At 73.1% G+C, this 20,842-nt stretch carries 24 protein-coding genes; 16 read left to right on the forward strand and 8 right to left on the reverse strand.

The features are described from left to right. The 7 genes from Air01nite_RS35515 to Air01nite_RS35545 all read left to right on the forward strand — a co-directional run. The coding region (locus Air01nite_RS35515; protein ID WP_203707772.1) for a dihydroxyacetone kinase subunit DhaK at positions 1-502 on the forward strand (502 nt) is incomplete at its 5' end. 7 nt (positions 503-509) lie between these two features. Continuing rightward, the gene (locus Air01nite_RS35520; RefSeq protein ID WP_203707773.1) at positions 510-1,130 is read left to right on the forward strand and encodes a DAK2 domain-containing protein; all 621 of its coding nucleotides are present in this window, start codon (positions 510-512) and stop codon (positions 1,128-1,130) included. 289 nt (positions 1,131-1,419) lie between these two features. Then, positions 1,420-1,941: an RNA polymerase sigma factor gene (locus tag Air01nite_RS35525; protein ID WP_239091200.1), complete on the forward strand. Its 522-nt coding sequence runs from the start codon at positions 1,420-1,422 to the stop codon at positions 1,939-1,941. Further along, positions 1,934-2,545 (forward strand): hypothetical protein, encoded by a 612-nt coding sequence (locus Air01nite_RS35530; protein WP_203707774.1) that lies wholly within the window; start codon positions 1,934-1,936, stop codon positions 2,543-2,545. Before Air01nite_RS35525 ends, Air01nite_RS35530 begins: the two co-directional genes overlap by 8 nt. Before the next feature lie 56 nt (positions 2,546-2,601). Further along, complete coding sequence (locus Air01nite_RS35535) at positions 2,602-2,883, forward strand: hypothetical protein (RefSeq protein ID WP_203707775.1); 282 nt, start codon at positions 2,602-2,604, stop codon at positions 2,881-2,883. 68 nt (positions 2,884-2,951) lie between these two features. Further along, entirely contained in the window at positions 2,952-3,950 is a 999-nt protein-coding gene (locus tag Air01nite_RS35540; protein WP_203707776.1) for an ATP-binding cassette domain-containing protein, read from the forward strand. Continuing rightward, on the forward strand, positions 3,947-4,765 hold the full coding sequence (locus Air01nite_RS35545) for an ABC transporter permease (RefSeq protein ID WP_203707777.1): 819 nt from the start codon (positions 3,947-3,949) through the stop codon (positions 4,763-4,765). Before Air01nite_RS35540 ends, Air01nite_RS35545 begins: the two co-directional genes overlap by 4 nt. Positions 4,766-4,822: 57 nt before the next feature. Here Air01nite_RS35545 and Air01nite_RS35550 read toward each other — a convergent pair whose 3' ends face one another. The 3 genes from Air01nite_RS35550 to Air01nite_RS35560 are packed head-to-tail and all read right to left on the reverse strand — an operon-like array spanning position 4,823 to position 7,721. Further along, entirely contained in the window at positions 4,823-5,872 is a 1,050-nt protein-coding gene (locus Air01nite_RS35550; protein ID WP_203707778.1) for a zinc-dependent alcohol dehydrogenase family protein, read from the reverse strand. Positions 5,873-5,889: 17 nt separating this feature from the next. Further along, positions 5,890-6,855: an Acg family FMN-binding oxidoreductase gene (locus tag Air01nite_RS35555; RefSeq protein WP_203707779.1), complete on the reverse strand. Its 966-nt coding sequence runs from the start codon at positions 6,853-6,855 to the stop codon at positions 5,890-5,892. Further along, positions 6,852-7,721, reverse strand: a complete 870-nt coding sequence (locus tag Air01nite_RS35560; RefSeq protein ID WP_203707780.1) for a universal stress protein — start codon at positions 7,719-7,721, stop codon at positions 6,852-6,854. Before Air01nite_RS35560 ends, Air01nite_RS35555 begins: the two co-directional genes overlap by 4 nt. Positions 7,722-7,962: 241 nt before the next feature. On the opposite strand from Air01nite_RS35560, the gene Air01nite_RS35565 reads away from it, so the two are divergent. The 3 genes from Air01nite_RS35565 (at position 7,963) to Air01nite_RS35575 (ending at position 10,334) form a co-directional block, all read left to right on the forward strand. After that, positions 7,963-8,391, forward strand: coding sequence for a CBS domain-containing protein (locus tag Air01nite_RS35565; protein WP_203707781.1), 429 nt, complete (start codon positions 7,963-7,965; stop codon positions 8,389-8,391). Positions 8,392-8,466: 75 nt separating this feature from the next. Further along, positions 8,467-8,958, forward strand: a complete 492-nt coding sequence (locus Air01nite_RS35570) for a SigE family RNA polymerase sigma factor (RefSeq protein WP_308440005.1) — start codon at positions 8,467-8,469, stop codon at positions 8,956-8,958. Further along, positions 8,955-10,334 (forward strand): hypothetical protein, encoded by a 1,380-nt coding sequence (locus Air01nite_RS35575; RefSeq protein WP_203707783.1) that lies wholly within the window; start codon positions 8,955-8,957, stop codon positions 10,332-10,334. The genes Air01nite_RS35570 and Air01nite_RS35575 overlap by 4 nt, the downstream gene beginning before the upstream one ends. A 42-nt stretch (positions 10,335-10,376) precedes the next feature. Here the strand turns inward: Air01nite_RS35575 and Air01nite_RS35580 are convergent, their stop codons facing one another. Together Air01nite_RS35580 and Air01nite_RS35585 are read right to left on the reverse strand one after the other, a co-directional pair. Then, positions 10,377-10,655, reverse strand: a complete 279-nt coding sequence (locus tag Air01nite_RS35580) for a hypothetical protein (RefSeq protein WP_203707784.1) — start codon at positions 10,653-10,655, stop codon at positions 10,377-10,379. A gap of 142 nt (positions 10,656-10,797) precedes the next feature. Beyond that, positions 10,798-12,963 (reverse strand): MMPL family transporter, encoded by a 2,166-nt coding sequence (locus Air01nite_RS35585; RefSeq protein WP_203707785.1) that lies wholly within the window; start codon positions 12,961-12,963, stop codon positions 10,798-10,800. 157 nt (positions 12,964-13,120) lie between these two features. Between Air01nite_RS35585 and Air01nite_RS35590 the strand changes: the two genes are divergently transcribed. Genes Air01nite_RS35590 through Air01nite_RS35600 form a run of 3 tightly spaced genes read left to right on the forward strand, consistent with a single transcriptional unit; the run spans position 13,121 to position 15,366 of the window. Next, complete coding sequence (locus Air01nite_RS35590) at positions 13,121-13,675, forward strand: TetR/AcrR family transcriptional regulator (protein ID WP_239091201.1); 555 nt, start codon at positions 13,121-13,123, stop codon at positions 13,673-13,675. A gap of 4 nt (positions 13,676-13,679) precedes the next feature. Next, positions 13,680-14,384, forward strand: a complete 705-nt coding sequence (locus tag Air01nite_RS35595; protein WP_203707787.1) for an SDR family oxidoreductase — start codon at positions 13,680-13,682, stop codon at positions 14,382-14,384. 46 nt (positions 14,385-14,430) lie between these two features. Next, the gene (locus Air01nite_RS35600; protein ID WP_203707788.1) at positions 14,431-15,366 is read left to right on the forward strand and encodes an NAD-dependent epimerase/dehydratase family protein; all 936 of its coding nucleotides are present in this window, start codon (positions 14,431-14,433) and stop codon (positions 15,364-15,366) included. Here the strand turns inward: Air01nite_RS35600 and Air01nite_RS35605 are convergent. The 3 genes from Air01nite_RS35605 to Air01nite_RS35615 are packed head-to-tail and all read right to left on the reverse strand — an operon-like array spanning position 15,348 to position 17,714. Next, positions 15,348-16,007: a response regulator transcription factor gene (locus Air01nite_RS35605; RefSeq protein WP_203707789.1), complete on the reverse strand. Its 660-nt coding sequence runs from the start codon at positions 16,005-16,007 to the stop codon at positions 15,348-15,350. The genes Air01nite_RS35600 and Air01nite_RS35605 overlap by 19 nt on opposite strands. Beyond that, on the reverse strand, positions 16,004-17,503 hold the full coding sequence (locus Air01nite_RS35610; RefSeq protein ID WP_203707790.1) for a sensor histidine kinase: 1,500 nt from the start codon (positions 17,501-17,503) through the stop codon (positions 16,004-16,006). Before Air01nite_RS35610 ends, Air01nite_RS35605 begins: the two co-directional genes overlap by 4 nt. After that, positions 17,418-17,714 carry a hypothetical protein gene (locus tag Air01nite_RS35615; protein ID WP_203707791.1) on the reverse strand — a complete coding sequence of 99 codons (297 nt, stop codon included), beginning with the start codon at positions 17,712-17,714 and terminating at the stop codon, positions 17,418-17,420. Before Air01nite_RS35615 ends, Air01nite_RS35610 begins: the two co-directional genes overlap by 86 nt. Positions 17,715-17,848: 134 nt before the next feature. Here Air01nite_RS35615 and Air01nite_RS35620 point away from each other — a divergent pair, with 134 nt between their 5' ends. From Air01nite_RS35620 to Air01nite_RS35630, 3 genes are read left to right on the forward strand one after another with little or no spacing between them, the layout of a single operon-like run. Beyond that, a complete protein-coding gene (locus Air01nite_RS35620) occupies positions 17,849-18,751 on the forward strand; it encodes a PIG-L deacetylase family protein (RefSeq protein WP_203707792.1) in 903 nt (300 codons plus the stop codon). Next, on the forward strand, positions 18,748-19,563 hold the full coding sequence (locus tag Air01nite_RS35625; protein WP_203707793.1) for an ATP-grasp domain-containing protein: 816 nt from the start codon (positions 18,748-18,750) through the stop codon (positions 19,561-19,563). Before Air01nite_RS35620 ends, Air01nite_RS35625 begins: the two co-directional genes overlap by 4 nt. Continuing rightward, entirely contained in the window at positions 19,560-20,837 is a 1,278-nt protein-coding gene (locus tag Air01nite_RS35630; RefSeq protein WP_203707794.1) for a glycosyltransferase family 2 protein, read from the forward strand. The genes Air01nite_RS35625 and Air01nite_RS35630 overlap by 4 nt, the downstream gene beginning before the upstream one ends. Positions 20,838-20,842 lie beyond the last annotated feature (5 nt).

The following is a 20,842-nucleotide window of genomic DNA, read 5'->3' on the forward strand; positions in this document are numbered from 1 at the left end:
CGACGAGCTGGTCGCGCTCGGCGAGACCCTGGTCGGCCGGTCGCGGAGCCTCGCGGTCGCGTCGTTGGCGCAGACGTCGCCGGTCACCGGCGAGCCGGGCTTCGACCTCGGACCCGGGCAGCTCGAGTACGGCGTCGGCATCCACGGCGAGCGCGCACAGCACACGATCCCCCGGCCGCCGCTGGAGGATCTCGTGGAGCGCATGGTCGACGACGTGCTCGGCCACCTGCCCGGCGGCCGGTCCGTGTTCCTGTTCGTCAACGGGCTCGGCGGCACCACCTACATCGAGCTCTACAACGTGTTCGCGGAGGCCGTCGACGCACTCGCCGCCCGGGACATCGCGGTGGAGCGCAGCCTGGTCGGCCCGTACACGCCCGCTCTGGACATGAAGGGTTTCTCGATCACCATGACGATGCTCGAACCGGCGGTCGAGGCGCTCCCGTCCGGCGGGTGGACCACGCTGTTCGACGCGCCCGCGTGGACCGCCGGGCTGCGGAGGTGAGGCCGCCATGCTGATGAACCTCTACCTGGACGCCGCCGAGCAGGCCTACCGCGAGCTGACGCGGCTGGACCAGGCGGCCGGCGACGGCGACTACGGCGACAACCTGCGGGAAGGCCTGCGCGGCGCGGTGGCCCGCATCCCGGACGACGCCGACCTGGCCGGCGAGTTCGAGACCGCCGCGACGTATTTCCTGGACGAGGTCGGCGGCACCAGCGGCCCGCTGATCGGCCTGCTCTTCAACGACGTGGGCGCGAGCCTCGACCAGGGCGGCGACGGCGACGCCGCGCTGATCGCCGGGTTCGACGCGGGCACCGCGGCGATCTCCCGGGTCGGCGAGGCCAAGGTCGGCGACCGGACGATGCTGGACTGCCTCGGCCCGACCCTGGACGACCTGCACGCGGCCCGGCCGCCGGTCGACTGGACGATGGTGGCGAACCAGGCGTTCGACCACGCCCGGGCGACCGCCGACCTGTCGCCGCGGATGGGCCGGGCCTCCTACGTCGGCGAGCGCGCGGTCGGGACACCGGACGCCGGCGCGATGGGCATGGCGCTGCTGTTCTGGGCGCTGGCGGTCTACCGCGACCCGGCCGTCCGCGGTCAGTTGCCCGACCCCGCACATCTGGTGTGACGTTTTTCGCCCCGGCGGCGCTGTAGGCGTCGTAGGAGGTGGCGCACGACCCGGGGTCGACGGGAGGAGCGGTCCCTCGAACGCCAGGCGGTGGGGCGCCGCCGGGCACCCCGGGTTGTGCGCCGGCCGTTGTGGTGGAATCGTCACCCTGCGACCGGCTGCCACTCGGGAGGGATCGTTCGATGCCGTACGACCTCTCCCGCGGCATGTCGTGGTCGTAACCTCGCGGCGCCCCTCGCCGCCGGATCCGGGCGACGAGGGCCTGACACGCCACATACCTTTCGACCCGTTGCACGCCGCCCTGGCCGGCGACGAGGAGGCGTTCCGCGCCCTCTACCGGGAGGTTCATCCCGGGTTGCTGCGTTACCTGCGGGTGCTGGTCGGTGCCGACGCCGACGACGTGGCCTCCGAGACCTGGCTGCAGGTGTGCCGCGACCTGACGTCCTTCCGCGGCGACCTGGCCGGCTTCCGGGCCTGGTGCGTGACCGTCGGCCGGCACCGCGCCCTCGACCACCTGCGACGCACCCGGCGGCGCCCCGAGACGGTGGCCGCCGAGGCGCACCTGGCGGCGCTCGCCGGCACCGCCGACACCGCGGACGCGGCCGCCGACGCGATTGGCACCGAGCGGGCGCTCGCGCTGATCGCGACCCTGCCGCGCGACCAGGCCGAGGCGGTGCTGCTGCGCGTGGTGGTCGGGCTCGACGCCGAGAGCGCCGGCAAGGTGCTGGGCAAACGTGCCGGCGCGGTACGCACGGCCGCCTACCGCGGGCTGCGCCGGCTCGCCGAAACACTGGAGCAACGCCATGCGTGACCCGCTCGACGACGCCGACCTCGACCGGATGCTGGACGGCGGTCCGCTGCCGCCGGCCCTGGCCGCGCTGCGGGCGCCCGCACAGCCGGCGGAACTGCGCGGCGAGGAGGCCGCGGTGGCGGCGTTCCGCGCCGCCCGCCAGGTCGAGTCGGCTCCTCCTCGACGTGCCAGGCTGGTGGGTCGGGCGCTGGTGGGCCGGGCGCTGGCGGTGAAGGTCGCGGTCGCCGGTGCGGTGCTGGCCGGCGGCGGGCTCGCGGTCGCGGCCGCGATGGGCACGCTCCCGGTCCCGGGGCCGGACAAGCCGCCGGCCTCCGACCCGCACGGGCCGACCCGCCCGGGCGGCGTGGTCAACGAGCAGCCGACCCAGGCACCGCAGCCGCCGCCGGGCGGCACGCCGACCGCTACTCCGCAACCCACCGGTCCGGCCGGCGCCGGGAACGGCAACGGTTGGGGCCGCAACCACGGCACGGGCCAGCCGTCGAAGCCGGCGAAGGCGACGAAGTCGCCGAACGCGAACCAGCCCACGAAGGCGCCGAACGCCAACAAGGCCACGAAGGCGCCGAACCCGAACAAGCCGACCCAACCGCCGGGTCAGTCCCGGTGACGATCACGGCCGATGACCGCGTACGCGACCGCCGGGCGCGGTGGTGTGCGAAGTGGATGAAGCTGTCATTCTGGTCCGCGCTGCTCGTGTTCGGCGCGATGTGGTTCACGGCCGCCAAGAACCTGGGCAACCCGCCGCTGCCGTACCTCGCGGTGCTGTCCTTCCTCGCCAACGTCTCCTCGGCCGTGATCGTCCGGATGGCCAGGCGCGTCGCGCCGAGCCGCTTCCCGGTCACCTGGCGCGGCCGCTCCAGCAACGTCGGCGGTTTTTCCCTCCACCTCCTGCTCGCCGCGATGTCCGTCGGTGTTTTCCTGCTGGCCACCCGGGTGCTCGATTAGGTATCGAGACCGGACGAGGGACACCGGCGCCGGGCGCGACCTGCTAGGCATGTGCCTGGGAGGGGCACATGACGAACGCTGATCCACACCCGGCGGTCGAGGTCGAGGACCTGGCCGTGTCGTACGGCAAGGTGGTCGCCCTCGACGGTCTGCGGCTCACCGTGGCCGCCGGCACCGTGTTCGGCCTGCTCGGGCCCAACGGCGCGGGCAAGACCACGCTGATCCGGGTGCTGTCGACGCTGCTGAGACAGGATCGCGGGCAGGCCCGCGTGCTCGGCCACGACGTGCTGCGCGAACCGCTCGCGGTGCGGTTGGCGATCGGGCTGGCCGGGCAGTTCGCCGCGGTCGACGCGGAGCTGACCGGCCGGGAAAACTTGGAGATGGTCGGCCTGCTCTACCGCCTGCCGCGGGCCGAGGCGCGCCGGCGCGCCGCGGAGATCCTGGAGCGTTTCGAGCTGACCGAGGCGGCGAACCGGCGGGTGAGCACCTACTCGGGCGGCATGCGGCGCCGGCTCGACCTCGCGGCGAGCCTGACCGGGCGGCCGCCGGTGCTGCTGCTCGACGAGCCGACCACCGGGCTCGACCCCCGGTCGCGGCAGGAGCTGTGGACGATCGTCGACGAGCTCCGCACGACCGGCACCACCGTGCTGCTGACCACGCAGTACCTGGAGGAGGCCGACCGGCTCGCCCAGCGCATCGCGGTGATCGACGCCGGCAAGGTGATCGCGGAGGGCACGCCGGCCGAGCTGAAGTCCGGCGCCGGCACCGACGTGCTGCGGGTGCGCCTGGCCGATCCCGCCCACCTGTCCGCCGCGGAGGCCGTGCTGGCCGATCTGACGGCCGCCGGCACCTCCGTACAACGGGATGTGCCTGCTGCTGAGCTCGTCCTGCGGGTGTCCCGGGCCGACGCGTCGGCGGAGGCGATCCGTCGCCTCGACGCCAAGGGCCTGCCCGTGACCGTGGTGCAGCTGACCCAACCGAGCCTGGACGACGTCTTCCTGGCACTGACCGGCCACACCGCCGAAGGCGCCGAAGCCGCCAAGGCCGCACCGGAGGTTGCCGTATGAGCATCGACACCGACCGGCTCGGGATCGTCACCCGCGGGGGACGCCAGCGGCTCTCGTTCGGCGCCGTCCTGCGCGACAGCCAGGTGCTGGCGGTCCGCCAGCTCCGCAAGACGCTGCGCCGCCCGGTCTACATCGTCTTCGCGTTCGTCCAGCCCGTCATCTTCGTGCTGCTCTTCCGCTACATCTTCGGCGGTGCGATCGACACGGGCTCGACCTCGTACGTCAACTTCCTGATGCCCGGCATCATCGTGCAGACCGCGGTGTTCGGCGCGCTGATCACGGGCATCGGCCTCACCGAGGACCTGGCCGCCGGCGTGGTCGACCGGCTGCGCTCGCTGCCGATGTCCCGCGCGGCCGTCCTGTTCGGGCGGACGGCGGCCGACCTGGTGATCAACGTCCTCACGCTGGTGGTGATGGCCGCGGTCGGCGTGGCGGTGGGCTTCCGCCCGTCGGAGCCGGCCTGGAAGCTGGCGCTCGCGTTCCTGATCGTGCTCGGCTTCTCGTACGTGTTCTCGTGGATCAGCGCCTGGGTCGGCCTGTCGGTGAAGAACCCGGAGACCGCGCAGTCGGCGGGTTTCATCTGGGTGTTCCCGCTGACCTTCGCGTCGTCGGCGTTCGTGCCGGTCGAGACCATGCCGGGCGCGGTGCGCGCGTTCGCGGAGGTCAACCCGATGAGCCTGGCGGTCGACGCGGTGCGCGGCCTCACCATCGGCAGCCCGCCGCCGACCACGCCGGCCCTGCAGACCCTGGCCTGGCTGGCCGGCCTGCTGCTGATCTTCGTCCCGCTGGCGGTGCGCGCCTTCCGCCGCGCCTGACACCGGTAGCCGCCCGGCGAACACCGGAAGGTTCCGCAGGTACGCCCTGACGTCGGGTCAAGCCGGCGCCTCGCTGGAGAGGACGACTTTCAGCGCGCCGGTCTCGGCGGGCCGGGCGAAGACGTCGTACGCGGTCATGATCTCGTCGAGGGCGAAGCGGTGCGTCACGATCTGGCCCAGGTCGAGCTGGCCCGACTCGACCATGGTCAGCAACGTGGCGGTCGAGTACGTGTCGACCAGACCGGTCGTGATGGTCACGTCGCGGATCCAGAGGTCCTCGAGGTGGAGGGTGGCCGGCTTGCCGTGCACGCCGATGTTCGCCACCCGGCCGCCGGGACGGACCATAGCCGCGCACAGCTCGAACGTGGCCGGGACGCCGACCGCCTCGATGGCCACGTCGGCGCCGAGGCCGTCGGTGAGCGCCCGCACCGTCTCCAGCGGGTTGCCGTCGGCACGGACCAGCACGTCGGCGCCTAGCTGCTTGGCCGCCTCCAGCCGGCTGTCCGCCTTGTCGACCGCGACGATGTGCGCGGGTGAGAAGAGCTTCGCGGTCACGATCGCGGCGAGCCCGATCGGGCCGGTGCCGACCACGGCGACGGTGTCGCCCGGCCGGACGGCGCCGTTGAGGATGCCGACCTCGTAGGCGGTGGGCAGGATGTCGGCCAGCAGGACGGCCGCCTCGGCGGAGACGCCGGGCGGCAGCTTGTAGGTGGACAGGTCGGCGAAGGGCAGCCGCGCGTACTGTGCCTGCACGCCGTCGACGAGGTGACCGAGGATCCAGCCGCCGCCACCGGTGCACTGGCCGTAGCGTTGCTCGCGGCAGAACCGGCAGCGGCCGCAGGCCGAGATGCAGGACGCCAGCACGCGGTCGCCGGGCCGGATGGTCGTCACCGCCGCGCCGACCGCCACGACGGTCCCGACGGCTTCGTGGCCGAGGGTCCGTCCTTTCTGGACGGCCGGCACGTCACCGCCCAGGATGTGCAGGTCGGTGCCGCAGATCGTGACGGTGTCGACGCGGATGACCGCGTCGGTGGGTTCGACGACGGTGGCGTCGGGCACGTCGGTCCAGGCGCGTTGGCCGGGACCACCGAACACGAGTGCCTTCACGGGTGACCTCCTCGCGGTTACTCGTCCAGCACGTCGCGCAGTTCGCGGTGGCTGGCCGGCGGTGGCGGAACAGGCTGGCCCTGGATGCCGGTGCGCAGGACCAGTTGGGGTCGCGCCCGGCCGGCCAGCAGGCCGTCGAGCGAGGCGCGGGTCGCGGGGACCTCCACGACGTCGCTCATCACCGACATCGCCAGGTCGCGGGCCGTCGCCGTGAGCCAGACCGCGCTGGTCGCCTCGCCGGCCCGGAGTTGGTCGAGCCCGGTGTCGGCGGGCGTGCCGACGATCAGGTAGTCCGCGAAGCGGTCGTCGCCGAACCCGGCGAACAGCCCGGTTTCACCGTCACCGGCGAAGTCGCGCACGGCAACCGGCCGCGCCACCGCCGCGACGAGGCTCTCGAACGAGACGCCACCGCCGGGCGGGCGGCGCACCGTCCACGCGGCCAGGTCGCGCCGGTACGCGGGGTCGGACCCCTCGGTCCGCTGCGCCTCCGCCACGGCCGCACCGAGGTAGGGACGTTCGGTGTCACCGATCCGGAACAGCGCGCACCCCTCGCGGGCGGCCGCGTCGTCGAGTGCGGCGATGGTGCCGTCGTCGACGCGGCTGGTGGCGGCGATGGGCCGGCGGTCGCTGCGCCGGTGGCGGATCGCCGCCGCCATCTCGACGTCCGGCGGTGCGACGGGCGCCGGCCCGGTCGGCTCGACGACGGCGAGCGGTTCGGCGGCGCTGCCCGCCGGCAGCCGGCGCACCTCGACGGCGTACCCGCGCGCCTGGAGGATCACCCGCGCGTGGTGCAGGGCGGTGCCGCAGCTGACCATCACCATCCGGCCGGTCGGATCGATCGCCGCCAACCGCCGGTCCGGGTCGCGGCTCAACTCCAGGCACGCGTCCCGCAACCGCCAGTGCCACGGCTGGGTGTTCAAGATGGACGGTGCGAACAACGACGCCGACACCGCGTCCCGCAACGCCTTCCTCGTCTCGTTCACACCGGCACCACCTGGCTCGCCGGCACCTCCCGCACGATCGCCACCGGGCAGTGCGCGTGGTGGATCAGCTCCTGGCCGACCGACCCGAGGAAAGCGCCGCCGATCGTGCCCCGGCCGCGGGAGCCGACCACCACCAACCGGGCGTCCGCGCTGGCGGCGACCAGATGCGCGGCGGCGCCGCCCACGTGCAACTCCGTCGACACGGACACCTCCGGAAACTGCTGTTTCCCGTCCGCGGCCAGCCGGTCCAGGTCGACGCGGATGTCGTGGTCGACGGTCTCCAGGTAGTACCGGGTCGGCGGCGGCTGCCACGTCTGGATGATCCGCAACGGCGCCCGGGTGGCGGCGGCGCGTTCGAACGCGTACCGCAGGGCGAGGTGGGCGCAGGGCGACCCGTCGAAGCCGACGACCACGTCGCCCGACGCCTCGCCTGCCCCGGCCCGCACGACCACCACGGGGCAGTGCGCCCGCGTGGAGACGGCCACGGCCGTCGAACCGATCAGCAACTCGGCGAACCCGCCGGTGCCGCGACCACCCAGGACGACCGTCGAGGCGTCGGCCGACACGTCCCGCAGGCAGACCTGCGCGGGCCCGTCCATGACCTCGGTGCTGACCGCCACGCCCGGATGCGTCCTGCGGGCGTCGTCGGCGGCGAACTCCAGCATCGCCTTGATGTCGGCGCGTGCCTCGGTGTCGGGCCACCTGCTCGGCCCGGGTGCGAACAGTGCCGGGCCGACGTACCAGTCGAACGCGTGCACGAGCTTGACCGGCAGCGACTCCCGGTCGGCCTCGTCGAGCGCCCAGCGCAGGGCAGCGCGCGCGTCGGGCGAGGCGTCGTATCCGACGACGATCGGGCGGGCGTGCATGGGGTGCCTCCTCCGACTCCTGGTGACACCTCGAGTCAACCGCGTCCCACCGCGGCCGCGCAGGGTCATCCGGCCCTGGGCCCGGGTGCCGGTAGTCCCCTTCCCCGTGGGGTCGGACGGGACTCCCGTTTCGAGCGCGGCGGTTGATGCCCGCGCGCGTGGTGACTATCGACGCCGGGTGGGAAGACGGTGGGCGGGGCGGGACGCCGCCCGGACACCGCAGCGCGGAGGGAGCAGGATCATGACCACGGCAAGCCAGATCATGCACGAGGGTGTGGAGTGCGTCGCCACCGACGACACCCTGCAGACCGCGGCGGTCAGGATGCGGGACCTGCATGTCGGCGCCCTCCCCGTCTGCGGGGACGACGACCGCCTGCGGGGAATCGTCACCGACCGCGACATCGTCGTGCACTGCCTCGCGGACGGTAAGGACCCGCGGGACATCCGGGCGCGGGAGCTCGCGGCCGGCGCACCGGTCTGGGTCGACGCGGACGCGGACGTCGACCAGGTGCTCTCGCTGATGGAGTCCCACGCGATCCGCCGTCTGCCGGTCATCCGCGACCACCGGCTGGTCGGGATGATCAGCGAAGCCGACCTCGCCACCCACCTCAGCGAGCACCAGGTCGCCGAGTTCACCCACGAGGTCTACGCCGCACCACCCAACGACTGAGAACGTCCGCCGCCACCGCAACGTTTCCGGTGCCGTTCGGGTCTGGCTAGATATCGACGGCCAGAAGGAGTGCGGGTGGCGGAGGACTTCAGGGAGTTCGTGGATCTGCGGTACGGCGACCTGTTGCGGATCGCCTACCTGCTCACCGGTTCCGCGCACGACGCGGAGGACCTGGTGCAGTCCGCGCTGCTCAAGGTGATGCGGCGCTGGCGCAAGGTGGAGGATCCGCTCGCCTACCTGCGTCGCACGATGGCCAACCAGCACATCAGCATGTGGCACCGGGTGCGGTCCCGGGAGATCGTGGGTGCCACACCGCCCGAGCCCGCCGGGGATGACACCGCGGACACGGTGGTACGGCGCCAGGCGCTCGCCGACGCGCTGCGCGGGCTGCCGCCGCGCACCCGGGTCGTAGTCGTCCTCCGGTACCTCGACGACCTGCCCGAGGCCGAGGTCGCGGCGATGTTGGGCTGGCCGGTCGGCACCGTGAAAAGCCACGCGTCGCGCGGCCTGGCCCGGCTGCGGGCAGCCCTCGACACACCCGAACTCACGAAGGGAAGCCTGCGATGACGGTGGACGAACGCGTCCATGACGCGCTCACCGACCTGGCCGACGGCGTGCGGCCGGCGCCGGATCCGTACGGCCGCCTGCGGACGCGGCATCGCCGGGTCCAGCGACAGCGTGGACTCGCCGCCGGACTCGCCCTGGCGGCGGTCACGGCGGTCGGGGCGGTCGTGCCGACCCTGGACCGCGAAGGCCCGACCGCCGCCGACATCGATCGGACGCAGTCCGTCAACGCCTGGGCCGAACGCCTGCGGAACAGTCCGGTGCGCGGAGCGGTCGGCTCGGCCGAGCCCGCCTACGTCGCCGAGCTGGAGCGCATGGTCGCCGAGCACCAGCGGGCGGGTGCGTTCCGGGTGACGGCGCCGGTCAGCGAGGTGAACGTCCTCTACCTCGACGACATCGGCGGCGCCCGCGTGGCGTTCGTCGCGTTCCACCTCGCGACGCCCGACCCGGCCACGTCGTGGGCCAACTCCAGCGCCTGGCTCGTGGCCCGGGCCGGCGCGCCGGCGACGGAGCTGGCCGATCCGCTGTCGATCGCCGGCGGCGGGGACGGGCTGGAGCCGTTCGAGGTGATGTCCGGGCTCAGCGGCAAGGTCCAAGCTGATGCCACGGTGGCGCTCGCTCCGGACGGCTGCGTCGTCGAGTCCGCTCCCCTGCCGGACGTCGACGCGTGGCGGCCCGAACCCACCGGTTCCTACCTGATCCGCGCGGCCGGCACCGAGCGCCCGGAATGGTGGCGGGTGGTCTGTGACGGCGTCGTCAAGGACGAGCGGCCCGCGACGCGGCTGACGCGGAAAACACCGCTGCGCGCGGAGACGCTCGACGCCGCCCTGGTCGGCGCGCGGGGCAAGGTCGATCTCGAATCGGCGCGGGAGGTCGTCCGGTTCGCGGAGCCGGACGGCGCCAACATCCTGACCGGGCCGACCCGGGTCCTCTGGGGCGGCCGCATAAGCGGCGCGAAGCCCGACGCCAACGGACCGTTTGACGGCACCGCGGTGCTGACCGCCGCGCCGTACGTGCGCGGCGGCTGGCAGATCGGGCTGGATGTCACCTACGACGGCGAGACGTCCGGTGGCGCACAGGCCGTCGGTCTGCGGCGCTGGTCGGCCCAGAACCCGATCGGCCCGGACACGGTCGTGCCGATCCGTCTCGGCGAGAGCGCATCCGTTCTCGTCGTCGTGCCCGCGGGTGCGACGACCGTGCGGGTGATGCGGGCCGGCACCGTCGTCGACACCGCGAGCGTGGCCGACGACGCCGCACTCGTCGACGCGCCCGATGACCCGGGTCTGACCTTCGAGGCGCTCGACCGCGACGGGGCGGTGCTCTCCGTCGGGCGGCTGCCCGGCGATCCACCGGTCAACAACGAGGTCGTGTCCTGGTGAAAGAAGTGTGGCGGTCCGCCTTTCGGCGGACCGCCACCTGCGTTACGGAGCGGGCGTCGCCGCCGTGTCGGCGGGCTTACGGGTGCCGAGGTAGTACGTCACCGCGACGCCGGCGATCGCCAGGACGATCTGCAGCAGGATTTCCTTCCAGCCGTATTGCCGGTCGTCGCCGAAAAGCAGTGCCAGAACCGCCGCCACCAGCGCGCCGGCCACAGCCAGCGCCGGTGCCATCCACAGCGCGTTGGCCTGCCGGCTCTTGAGCGCGAAACCACCGGCCGCACCGATAACAGCGCCGATGATGACGGCGAAGAGGAAGTTCATGTCTTATACAGCCTTTCTCTTGCCTCGAAGGTGCGAATGATCTGAGAGTTGTCCCAGGTTTCCTGACCGCTGTCAATGCGTTGGCGGTGGCGAACACGAAGAAGGCGCCGGCGAATGCCGGCGCCTTCTTCGATATCGACGGTCAGTCGGAGCTGGGTCGCCCAGAGTAGGCAAGGTCGCGCTCGGGCTCCGCCGCCGGCGCCGTGTCGGCGTGGCCGGGCCACCAGGCTCGGCGGCCCACCAGCGCGGTCACGCTCGGCACGAGGAACATCGCCATCACGAAGGCCGAGATGAGGATGCCGACGGAGACCGAGAAGCCCATCTCCATGAGGAAGGAGATGCCGGCCAGCAGCATCGAGGCGAACGTGCCGGCCAGGATCAGGCCCGCCGCGCCCACCGACGGGCCGGCGTGCTCGATGGCGAGGTCGGCGGCCGTGCGCGGGTCGTTGCCGAGCCGCGCCTCCTCGCGTAGTCGGGCGATCATCAGGATGTTGTAGTCGGTGCCGATCGCGACCACGAACAGATAGAGGATGATCGGCAGCGTGAACGACAGCCCGGGCCGATCGCCGATGCCCTGGAACGCGAACACCGTGGCGCCGAGCGTCGCGAAGAAGCCGAGCACGACCGCGACGATCAGGTAGAGCGGCGCGACCAGGCTGCGCAGCAGCAGCGCGAGGATCACCGCGATCAGCAGGCCGGCGACCGGGAAGATGACCCGCAGGTCGCGGTCGTTGGCTTTCTTCACGTCGGCGAAGATGGAGCTGAGACCGCCCACGTAGGCCGTCGTGCCCGGCGGCGTCGCCGCGTGGGCGACGTCGCGCAGCTCGCCGCCCGCGAGGGCGAGCGCCTCGTTCGAGTACGGGCTGCCCGCCAGCAGCAGGTCGACCCGCGCCACTGTGCCGTCCTGGTTCAGCGTGGCCGGACTGCCCTCGGGCCCGGGCATGACGCTGCCCACGCCGGGAACCGCCCGCAACCGGTCGGCGAGCCCGGACAGCGTCGCCGGGTCGATCCGGGCGCCGCTGTCGGACCTGACGATCACCTGCGTCGGCGCCAGCGCACCGGCCGGGAAGCCCGCCTGCAGCGCCTCGTAGCCCTCGGCCGACTCCGTGCCGCTGGGTAGCTGCGCGTTCTGGTCGTAGTCGGTCTTCATGAAGAACGCGCCACTGGCCAGCGCGACCATCAGCCCGCCGGAGATCAGCGCGACCACCGCCGGCCGCCGGCCGGTGAACCGCCCGAGCCGCTGGAAGGTGGTGCCCTTCGGGGTCTTCTTCCAGCTCTTCGACGGCCAGAACACCGCGGTGCCGATCAGCGAGACGATCGCCGGGACCAGCGTGACGGCGGCGAGACCCATCACCACGACCGCGATCGCCAGCGCCGGGCCGAGGCTGCGGAACGCGCCGAAGACGGCGAGCAGCAGCGCGAGGAACGCGATCACGATGGCCCCGGCCGCGGACGCGATGACCTCGCCGACCCGGCTCACCGAGGTGACCAGCGCGGGTTTCGTCTCGTCGCCGGCGCGCAGCCGTTCGCGGAACCGGAAGAGCAGGAACAGGATGTAGTCGGTGCCAACGCCGTACAACACGATGGTCAGGATGATCTCGATCGACGGGTCCGCGTCGAGCCCGAAGACGTCGGCCATCGTCGCGATCAGACCGGTGGAGACCACGGTAACGATGCCGACGGTGACGAGCGGCAGGATCGCGGCGAGCGGGCTGCGGTAGATGATCAGCAACAGGACCACGATCAGCAGGAACGTGGCGATGCCGACGATGACCAGCGCGTTGTTGAAGGCGTCCTCGTTGTCGGCGTACATCGCGATGTCGCCCGTGACCAGGCGTTCCAGGCCGGTGTTGGCGAGCACCGGATCGCTCGCGGACCGGATGCTCTCGATCGCCGCGGTCAGCGTCGGGTCCTGCGGGTTGTCGCCGAGACCCACGGTGACGAGCTGGACCAGCTTGTTGGGCGAGACCGCCTGCGGCGCGGTGAACGCGCCGCTGACCTTGTCGATGCCGGCACCGGAGATCGTCTCGGCGAGCTTGCCGACGGTGGCCTGGTCGGCCTCGGTCAGCTGGCCGCCGTCGGACCGCCGGACCACGATGGTCGCGGTGGCGCCGTCGGTCTGGCCGAACGCACTCTGCGCGATCTCGGTGGCCTGGATCGACTCGTAGCTGTTCGGCAGGAAGTTCGCCTGATCCGACGTGGTCTTCAACGACGGCGCGAAAGCCACTGCGGCGGCCGCCGCCACCAGCCACGCCGCGATGACCCACCATCGCTTGTAGACGACGAACCTCGCCAACCGTTCGAACATCGTTCCCCCCAACAACCTGCCGCCCGGTAGACGGAATTCTATGACAAGCGCGCCACCCCGCGCGCGCGGTTATTCTCTGCGGACCGAGCTGAGAGCCGGCTGAGCACCGAAGTCAGCCGCGAGTCAGGCCGGTTACAACAGGTTTCCGGAGGTCGTGATGTACGTGGTCGGCGCTACCCGGGACCGGATCCGCGAGCAGGCGTTGGCCCTGTTCACCGACCGTGGCTACGCGGCGGCGAGCCTGCGCGAGATCGCCGACCGGGTCGGCATCACGAAGGCGTCGCTCTACTACCACTTTCCCTCCAAACAGGACCTTCTGCTCGCCGTCGTCCAGCCGTTGCTCACGCAGTGGCGCGACATCGTCACGGACGCGGAGTCCGGCCCGCGCACGCCGGCCGACGTGCACCGGATCCTGCGCCGCTGCGTCGACACGATGCTGGCGCACCGTGCGGTGGCCAACCTGTTCCTCCGCGACGCGGCGGGCATCTTGCCGGCGATCGCGCCACTGATCGGCGACGTCGTCGAGACCAACACGCGGCTGCGCGACTGGCTCGCCGGCCCGGCACCGTCGGCGGTCGACCGGATCCGCGCGATCGCGGTGCTCGAGCTGCTCCGCACCGCGCTGACCGCCGGCACGACCCTCGGCGACGTGCCGGACGACCTGGTCCGGCAGACCCTGCTCGAGTCGGCCGAGCTGGTGCTGGCAGGCTGAGCCGATGATCGCGGTCACCGGCGGCACGGGTCGGATCGGCGGCCGCGTCGTCGAGCTGCTGGCGGAGGCCGGCCGGGACGACGTGGTGGCGCTGTCCAGCCGGACGGCGCCCTACGACGACCCGGCGGCGTTGCGCGCCGCGTTCGACGGCGCGCGCACGTTGGTCTTCGTCTCCAGCGACGGCGAGGCGGCCAGGGTGGTCAACCACCACCGCAACGTGCTGGCGGCCGCCCGCGAGGTCGGGCACATCGTGGCGCTCAGCGGCCTCGACGTGGCGATGGACTCACCGTTCTGCTACGCCTACACCAACGGCGACACCGAACGCCTCCTGCGCGCCGGCGACCGCCCCTACTCCATCGCGCGGGCCGGCCTGTTCACGGAGTTCTTCCTCGGCCTCGTCCGGCAGGTGGCCGTCGACGGCACCGTCGCGCTGCCGGCCGGCGACGCCCGCGTGTCGCTGGTCGCCCGCGAGGACGTCGCCCGCGGCCTGGCCGCGCTGGCCCTGGGCGAGCCGCTGCACGGGCACCGCGACGTGACCGGACCCGACAGTCGCCCGGTGGCGGAGATCGTCGAGTCGGCCGGCTACGCGTACGAGGAATGCAGCCCGGCGCAGCTCATTGCCACCCTCGCCCGGCTCGGCGAGGAACCGTGGTGGATCTACGCGTACACGTCGATGTTCGCGTCCATCAGCCAGGGCCGCTGGGCCTGACATTTCTCCCGTCCGCCTCGTCGTAGAGGGAAAGGAGGACGGAGTCATGCGAGTTTTCGTCACCGGTGCGACGGGTGCGGTCGGCAGGCACCTCGTGCCCGGACTGGTCGGTTCAGGTCACCAGGTCACCGCCACCACGCGGTCGCCGGGCAAGGTCGACGGGCTGCGCGCGGCCGGTGCCGAGCCGGTCGTCGTCGACGGCCTGGACCGCGACGGGGTGATCGCGGCCGTGCGGGCCGCCGAGCCCGAGGTGATCGTGCACCAGATGACCGCGCTGTCCGAGATGGGGCGGTTGCGCCACGTCGACCAGGAGTTCGCCGCCACCAGCGCGCTGCGCACCCGCGGCACCGACAACCTGCTGGCCGCGGCCAAGGAGGTCGGCGCGCGCCGGGTCGTCGCGCAGGGCCACAACTTCATCTACGCCCGCACCGGCACCATGGTCAAGACCGAGGACGACCCGCTGGACCCGCGGCCGGTGCCGTCGGCGGTGGAGGCGATGGCGGCGATCCGGTACCTGGACCGCGTCGTGCCGGAGTCCGTGCCGGAAGGTCTGGTCCTGCGGTACGGCACGTTCTACGGTCCAGGGGCTTCGGACCAGTTCGTCGAGGGTGTACGCAAGCGGCAGCTGCCGATCATCGGCGGCGGCACCGGGGTCTGGTCGTTCATCGAGACGTTCGACGCCGCCAGCGCCGCTCAGGCCGCGGTCGAGGGCGGCCCGCCCGGTGTCTACAACGTCGTCGACGACGAGCCGGCGCCGGTCTCGGAGTGGCTGCCCTACCTGGCCGACCTCGTGGGCGCGAAGCCGCCGATGCGCCTGCCCGTCTGGCTCGGCCGCCTGCTGGCCGGCGAGTTCATCGTCACGCAGATGACGCAGGCCCGCGGCGCCTCGAACGCGAAGGCCCGCGCCGAGCTGGCCTGGACGCCGAAGTACCCGAGCTGGCGGGACGGCTTCCGCACCTGGGTTCACTCGGCGAGCCGGTAGCCGACGCCCCGGACCGTCTGGATCAGGTCGGCGCCGAGCTTGCGGCGCAGGTAGCCGATGTAGACGTCGACGATGTTGGAGCCCGGGTCGTGCGCGAGCCCCCAGACCCGGTCGAGCAGCTGCTCGCGGGAGAGCACCTGGCCGCAGTGCCGGATCAGGATCTCGGCCAGCAGGAACTCGCGGGCGGTCAGCTCGACCCGGCGCCCGTCGACCGTGGCGATCCGCCGGATCAGGTCGAGCTGGACCCGGGCCGCCCGCACGGTGGCGGGCGTGTCGTGGCCGCGCTCGCGGAGCCGGGCGCGCACCCGGGCCAGCAGCTCGTCGAAGCTGAACGGCTTGGTCATGTAGTCGTCAGCGCCGCCGTCCAGGCCGGTGATCCGGTCGGGCACGGCGTCGCGGGCGGTCAGCACGATCACCGGCAGGCGCTCGCCGCGGGCGCGGATCTGCGCGAGCGCGGTGAGCCCGTCCTGGCCCGGCAGCCCGAGGTCGAGGATGAGCAGGTCGAACTCGCCGCTGCGGGCGCCGGCGGCGACGTCGACGCCGTTGGTCACCACGGTCGTGACGTAGCCGGCGGCCCGCAGGCCCTTGGTCAGGAACGAGGCGATCCGCGGCTCGTCCTCGGCGATCAGGACGCGGTTCACGGCGCCGGCGCCAGGACGAGGGTGAAGGTGGACCCAGCGCCCGGGACGCTGTCGACGGCGACCGTGCCCCGGTGTGCCTGGGCGATGGCCGACACGATGGCCAGGCCGAGCCCGGCGCCCTCGGCGCGTTGCCGGCCGTGCTCGCCGCGGCTGAAGCGCTCGAAGATGCGCTCGCGGTCCGCCGCCGCGATGCCGACGCCGGTGTCCGTGACCCCGATCAGCACCCGGCCGGGGCCGGCCCGGACGAACAGCTCGATGCGGTCGCCGGGGCCGGTGAACTGCACGGCGTTCTGGGCGAGCTGCATGAGCGCCTGGGTGAGCCGGTGCCGGTCGGCCCACACCGCGACCGGCTCGACGACGCCGAGCCGCCAGTCGCGCTCGCCGAGGGCGACGGCCTTGGCGAACACGTCGGTGACGATCGCCGCGGCGTCGACGGCGGCCGGCTGCACGAAGTCGGGCTGCTCGGCCTTGGCCAGCATGAGCAGGTCGTCGACCATGCGGTTCATCCGGTCGAGCTCGTCGGTGACCAGGGCGACCGTCTCGGCGCGTTCGGCCGGATCGTCGCCCATCAGCTCGAGGTGGCCCCTGACGATCGTGATCGGCGTGCGCAGCTCGTGGCCGGCGTCGGACAGGAACGCACGCTGGGTGGCGAACGCCCGTTGCAGGCGGCCGACCATGGCGTTGAACGTGCGGGACAGGTCGGCCACCTCGTCGCTGCCGGTCACCGGGATGCGCCGGGACAGGTCGGCCTCCTCGATCGTGCGGGCGGTCTCGGTCACGGTGCGCAGCGGTCGCAGCGCCCGGCCCATCGCCAGGTAACCGCCGGCCGCGACCACCACAATCACCAACAGGCAGGCCAGCGCCATCAACCGCACCGCGCGGTCGATCTCGGCGCGCCGCTCGGCGCCGAACTCGGCGACCACCACGTGGCCGCGGGCGGCGCCGTCGATGACCACGGGCACCGCGAGCCAGCGCGCCGAACCGGCCGGGGTGTCGCCGACCCGCCCGTACGCGCTCGCGGTCAGCGCCGTCCACGCGGCGACCAGCGCGGTGTCGCCGGCCAGGTCGTGCGGCGCCCGCTCGGTGCCGCGGTAGAAGCGGCCGTCGACGAACACCAGCACCACCTCGCCGGTCTGCGGCTCGTTGCGCAGCAGGTAGGTGTCGGCGATCGCCCGCAGGTCGCCGGCGAACGGGCGCCCGGTCGCGGGGTTCTGCCCGCCCACCAGGCGCCGGAACTCGGTCACCTCCTGGCGCATGTCGGACGCGATCCGGTTCTCGAGCTGGTTGAGCAGCACCTGGCGGATCACCACGACCGACGACAGGCTCGCCACCGCCAGCAACGCGAGGGCCCACCCGAGCAGCCGCAGCCGCAGCCCGAGGGTCGGCCGCCACCGGCGCCGGGCCGGCGGATCAGTCGTCGCCCTCTTCGGCGTCGTCGTCAGCTCGACCGTCGTCGTCAGGGGATCGACCGGTAACGGCGTCGTCCTCGACGTCATCGTCGCCTCCGCTGGGTGCCCGGCCCGCGCCGGTGGTGCCGGCCGGGTCAGCCTCATTGTCGCCGCCGTCCTGGGTGACCTGGCCCGCCGGAACCACGATCTGGATGGCCGGCACCGGATCGGGACCCAGCAGCGCCGGTGCACCGACGCCGACCAGCAACCCCGCGAATGCCACCGCGCCCAGGCCGGTGGCCACCTTCTGTGCGCTCACGGAGACCAGCGTCCACGACCAAGGTGATGCGTCCGTGAGGGGTTGATGAGGAAGTTCTCATCAAAGCGGCGCGTAAACGCCTTCTCACCGATCTCTCAGCGCGGTCTCACGCGCCGACCCGATCGTTGCGAAGTGTGACAGTCGACATGTCGGTGCTCCTGCTCGTCGTGCTCGTCGGCACGGCCACCGCGGCCGTCAGCGGCGACCGGACCCTCCGCCGCCGGTTCCGCCGGCCCCGCTCCCTCCAGGTGGCCACGGTGGCCGCCGCCCTGGTGCTCGTGCCGGCCAACGCGTGGCCGGCCGGCCCGGGCGGCGCCGCCGTGACCCTCGTCGCGACCGTGGTGGCGCTCTCCGGGGTGGCCGGCCTCGGTTACGCGCTGCGGATCCCGGCCGTGCCGGCCCGTCTCCCCCGCCAGGTGCTCGCGATCGGCGCCCACCCCGACGACCTGGAGCTGGCCTGCGGCGGCACGCTGGTGCGGCTCGTCGACTCCGGGCACGAGGTGCACGTGCTGGTGATGACCCGGGGCGAACGCGGCGGCGACGCCGCGACCCGGGCCGGCGAGGCGGCCGCGGGCGCCCGGTTCGTCGGCGTGACCAGTGTCGAGGTGCTCGACCATCCCGACACCCTGCTGGCCACGGCCGAGAACGCGATGGCCGAGGCGATCGACCGCGCGATCCGCCGCCACCGGCCGGACATCGTCTTCACCCACTCCGCGAACGACCACCACCAGGACCACCGTGCCGTGCACGCGGCGACGCTGCGGGCGGCCCGCTGCCACCCCGCGGTGCTCTGCTACGAGAGTCCGTCCGCGACGTCGTCCTTCCGGCCGACCGTGTTCGTGGACATCGGCGAGCAGCTCGACGCGAAGATCGGCTCGGTCGCCGTCCACCGTGACCAGCGCGCCAAGCCCTATGTGGACGGCCGCCGGTTGCGCGCGCTGGCCGCCTTCCGCGGCGGACAGGGCCGGGTCGACCATGCCGAGGGCTTCGAGGCCGTACGCGTGCCGGCCCCGCTGTTCGAGGACGGTGACCGGTGAGGCGCTTCCTGGTGACCGGTGCCGGTGGACCCGCCGGCCGGGCGCTGCTGGCCGCACTCACCCGACGCGGGTTCCCCGCCACCGGTGTCGACGCCGCGCCGGACGCGCCGGAGGTCGAGACGGTCCCGTTCGCGGACCACCCCTGCTTCGTCGCCGAGGTGCTGCGGGCAGCCGCACGCCACCGGGCCGGCATCGTGGTGCCCACGGTCTCCGAGGAGCTGCCCCCGCTCGCGGCCGCCGCGCTCGGCCGCACCGGCGGACCGCGGATCGTGGTCGGCACCCCCGCCGCCGTCGCGGCGGCCGCCGACAAGTGGCGCACCGCGCGCCTGCTCGACCTGGCCGGCGTGCCCGTGCCGCGGACCCTGCTGGCCGGCTGGCCCGAGCCCGAACGGCTCGGGTCGCCCTTCCTCAGCAAGCCGCGCCGCGGCCGGGGCGGGCGCGGCGTCCGCCTGCACGGCACGCCCGGCGCCTTCCCGCCGCCGATGGACGACGACCACATCCTCCAGGAGTACGCGCCTGGCGCCGAGTACGCCGTCGACCTGTACGCGGACACCGTCGTCGTGCTCCGCAAGACCCTGCTGCGCCAAGGGCTCGTGGGCAACGCGGTGAGTGTCCGGCGTGAGTCCGCCCCGGACGTGGCGGACGTCGCCCGCGCGGCCGTGGCCACGCTGGGGCTGACCGGTCCGGTGGACGTCGACGTGCGCCGCCGCGCCGACGGCACGCCGCTCGTGCTCGAGGTCAACGCCCGCTTCGGCGCCCTGAGCGGCCACGCACCCGAGGTGCTCGACGCGCTGCTGGCCGACTATCCATGATCGACGCGCTGCACGCCGTCCTGCTCGTGGTCGGCCTGCCGCTGGTCGCGCTGGGCTACCTGGAGCTCCTGCACTACCCGCTCGCGGTGGCCGCCGACCTGCGCCGCCGCCGCCCGGCGACCTTCGACTCGGCGGAGCCGCTGGTGTCGGTGATCGTGCCGGCCTACAACGAGGAGCGGGTGGTGGGCGGGTGCGTGGCCTCGATCCTCGCCGACCCGTACCCCTGGAAGGAGGTCGTCCTCGTCGACGACGGGTCGACCGACGCGACGCTGGACGTGCTGAGGTCGTTCGGCGACCGGCCCGAGGTGACCGTCCTGACCAGGCCCAACGGTGGCAAGGCCGCGGCGCTCAACGCCGGTCTGCGGGCAGCCAACGGCGAGATCTGCTGCTTCGTTGACGCCGACGGGCTGTTCACCGGCCGGACGATCGCCGAACTGCTCGCCGGCTTCACCAGCGCCTCGGTCGGCGGCGTCTGCGGCAACGACGCGCCGGTCAACCTCGACCGCCTGCAGACCCGGCTGCTCGCACTGCTCACCCACGGCACCGCGCTCGCCCGGCGGGCACTCGCCCTGCTCGGCTGCCTCACCGTGGTCTCCGGCAACAGCGGCGCGTTCCGGCGCCGGGTCGTCGACGAGGTCGGCGGCTTCCGCACCGGGCTGCTAGGCGAGGACCTGGAACTGACCTGGCGGGTACGCGCGGCCGGCCACGCCATCGCGTTCCGGCCCCGGGCCCTGGTCTACGCGGAGTGCCCGTCGACGCTGCGCGGCCTGTGGCGGCAGCGGATCCGCTGGACCCGGGGCCTGGTGCAGACCGCGCGCGTGCACCGCGGGCTGGTCGGCAGCCGCCGACACGGCCGGCTCGGCCCCTACCTCGTCTACAACCTGTTCACGATGCTCGCGGTGCCACCCCTGCAACTGCTCGCCCTGACCGCTGCGCTCGCGCTGGTGGCCATCGGACACTCGCCGCTGCCCGCGGACGCGCCCGCGTTGGCGCTCTGGTTCGGGCTCGGCGTGGCGACCCTCAACGTCGTGGCCGCCGTGCTCCTCGACCGGGCCTGGCGCGACCTGCGCTTCCTCTACGTGCTCCCCGCCGTCGTGGTGTTCTCCGTGTTCATGTCGGCCGTCACCGTCCGGGCGCTGTGGCTGGAATGGCGCAACGCGCCCGCCCGGTGGAACAAGCTCGACCGCACGGGCGTGGACAGCCGCACGGCGCCGCGCCGGCACCGTGAGCTGGTCCTGCGGCTGGCCGTGCGCGCGTCCGCCCGCCGCGCGTAAAGGAT

It is taken from the genome of Asanoa iriomotensis, from assembly GCF_016862515.1.
In the GTDB taxonomy this organism is placed as follows: domain Bacteria; phylum Actinomycetota; class Actinomycetes; order Mycobacteriales; family Micromonosporaceae; genus Asanoa; species Asanoa iriomotensis.